Raw genomic sequence first — 3,051 nt, 5'->3', positions numbered from 1 at the left:
GGGGATCGACGGCGTACGCGTTCTGGATCAACAGCAGCAGAGTCAGGGGCAGGAGTTTGGCGCGCAAAAGATCCTCTCGATCACATCATCAGCGGCGGGCGGCAAAGTTGCCAAATATTAATTTAATAGTTCCCATACTGTAACAGTTCCGTTCTACAACCTGACCGTCTTTATTTTATATATTGAGAAAGTGCGCATCGGTTCGCTTTCCTGGCGAGTTTGGCGCGCAAAATGCACCAACGGCGCGTCGATCAGGCAGTTTCCGTTCGATTTGACGGTAAGCGCCATGTGATAAATCGATGATTTTCCGCAGCAGTGACGGCGCCACGCGCCATCGCTCGCCGTCGCACGGCAGGGAGCAGGGAGTTGGTTTGGGGCTTCATGCCGACGATGGTGCCGACGCGTTCGCCAGGTACTTGTCGGTGAAGGCGACGGTATGGCCGGGTTTGAACTCAGGCAGGCCCGGCGCGAGCGTGCCGCTGCGGTGATCGAAACAAATACGTCAAGCCATGATTTGACACGACCAATTAATCTCCCGCACTGACACCATCGTCAGTGCGGGAGCTGGAGCACGCGCGTCCAACGTCCTCTCAATGCCCTCCCCCCAGATACGCGGCGATCACCTTCGGATCGGTCTTCAGGCTCTCGGCCGGGCCGTGCACGGAGATGCTGCCGTTTTCCAGCACGTAGCCGTAATCGGCCACGTTCAGGGCGGCGGCGGCGAATTGCTCCACCAGCAGCATGGTCACGCCTTCGCCTTTCAGGCGCGTGATGATGCGGAACACTTCCTCCACCAGGATCGGCGCCAGGCCCATCGACGGCTCGTCGAGCAGGATCACTTCCGGGTTGAGCATGACGGCGCGCGCCATGGCCAGCATCTGCTGCTCGCCGCCCGACAAGGTGCCAGCCAGCTGGTCGCGCCGCTCCTTCAGACGGGGGAACAGCTCCAGGGCCTTGTCCAGGTCGCCCTTGATGTCGCCTTTCGGGCGCGCGCGCGTAAAGCGGGGAAAGGCGCCCAGCAGCAGGTTGTCCGTCACCGACATCGAGGCGAACACGCGCCGCCCTTCCGGCGAGTGGGCCAGGCCGGCGCGCGCGATGCGGTGCGAATCGAGGCCCGTGACATCCTTGCCGCCCAGGGTGACGCTGCCCGATTTGGGTTTCAACATGCCGGAGATGGCGCGCATGGTGGTGGTCTTGCCAGCGCCGTTCGAGCCGATCAGGGTCACCAGCTTGCCCTTCGGGACTTCCAGCGAAATGCCGTGCAGGACTTCGACTTTGCCGTAGGCGGCGTGCAGATTGGAGATAGTCAGCATGATGGTTCCTCTCAGTGCGCCGCAGGGCTCAGGGTGTCGGCGCTGCCGCCCAGGTAGGCTTCGATCACTTTCGGATCGCTTTGCACAGCACTCGGCACGCCTTCGGCGATCTTCTGGCCGAAGTCCAGCACCGTCACCACGTCCGACAGGGCCATCACCACGTCCATGTGGTGCTCGATCAGGATGATGGTGATGCCGTGGTCGCGGATCTTGCGGATGATGGCCATCAGCTCCTTGATGTCGGGCGCCGTCAGGCCCGCCGCCGGTTCGTCGAGCAGCAGCAGGCGCGGATTGAGGCCCAGCGCGCGGCCGATTTCCAGCAGCCGCTGCTTGCCGTACGGCAGATTGCGCGCCTCTTCGTTGGCCAGGTCCGCCAGGCCGACGAATTCGAGGATGCTGGCGGCCCGCTCGCGCGCAGCCTTCTCTTCGCGCTTGTAGCGCGGCGTGTGCAGCATCACGTCCAGCACGTTCGACTTGAAGGTGTTGTGCAAGCCCACCAGCACGTTTTCGGTGGCCGTCATCTCGCCGAACAGCTGCACGTTCTGGAAGGTGCGCGCCACGCCGCCCAGGGCGATTTCGGACGGCGTGCGGCCGGAAATGACGGCGCCCGCAAATTCGACCTTGCCCGCCGTCGGCTTGTAGATGCCCGTCAGCACGTTCATCATCGTGCTCTTGCCCGAGCCGTTCGGCCCGATCAAGCCGTGCACGGAGCCTTGCGTGACGTTCAAGTCCACCTGGTTCAGCGCTTTCAGGCCGCCGAACTGCATCAGGGCCTGGTCCACGCGCAGCAGCGTTTCGCCGCGCTGGCCGCCCTGGGCGTGGTCAAAAGGCGCCACGCCGTGCGAGGCGACGGCCTGCACATGGCGCCGGCCCTTGCCCACAAAACTCATCAGGAAGCCGACGATGCCGTCCTGCAGGTAATAGACGACAAATAAGGTCATCAGGCCGAAGATGGTCAGGCGCCAGTCGATCATATTGTCCAGTTTATAGGAATACGCGGCCAGGCCGATGGTGGCGACCAGCGGCACGAGCACGCCGCGCACGGTGGAGCGCTTCTTGGCCAGCATGAAGGCCGAGCCGATCACGCCCAGCACGGCGGCGGCCACGGCGATCTTGCGGAACAACTCGATGTCCGCCAGCAAACTGGGCAGCATGACGACGATCAGGGCGCCGATCAAGGCGCCCGAGCGCGTCTTGCGCCCGCCCATGATGACGGCCAGCAGGAACAGGATCGTCAGCTCGAAGTTGTAGGTATTGGGCGAGATATATTCTTCCGAATACGCATACAGGCTGCCGGCCAGGCCCGCGAAGCCGGCGCTGATGACAAACGCATACACTTTATAGCGATACACGGACACGCCCATGCAGTCCGAGGCGATGGGGCTGTCGCGCAATGCTTCAAACGCCCGCCCCAGGTTCGACTTCAGGATGCGGTGCACCACCACCAGCGAGATCACCATCAGCGCGGCGACCATGTAGTAGTACTCCACCTCGCTCAATCTGTGGCCGAACAGGACGGGCTTGTGGATCTTGATGCCCATCGGGCCTTCCGTCAGGAAGCTCATTTCATTGATCAGGATTTGTATGATGGTGCCGAAGGCGAGCGTGACCATGGCCAGGTACGGTCCCGTCACGCGCAGGGCAGGCAAGGCCAGGATGGCGCCAAACAGGGCCGCGCCGACGATGCTGGCGGGAATGGCCAGCCAGAACGACAGGCCCAGCTTGAACACCAGCACGC

At 62.8% G+C, this 3,051-nt stretch carries 2 protein-coding genes; both read right to left on the bottom strand.

From position 1 onward, the window contains the following. Nucleotides 1-590: 590 nt before the first annotated feature. Nucleotides 591-1,313, bottom strand: a complete 723-nt coding sequence (locus K0F86_RS27115) for an ABC transporter ATP-binding protein (RefSeq protein ID WP_219137212.1) — start codon at nucleotides 1,311-1,313, stop codon at nucleotides 591-593. Nucleotides 1,314-1,324: 11 nt separating this feature from the next. Next, nucleotides 1,325-3,051: ATP-binding cassette domain-containing protein (locus K0F86_RS27110; protein WP_219137211.1), on the bottom strand; the 1,727-nt coding region annotated here is incomplete at its 5' end.

It is taken from the genome of Janthinobacterium sp. UMAB-60, from assembly GCF_900095235.1.
GTDB lineage: Bacteria > Pseudomonadota > Gammaproteobacteria > Burkholderiales > Burkholderiaceae_D > Janthinobacterium.
This window is presented reverse-complemented; position numbering and strand designations above follow the sequence as displayed.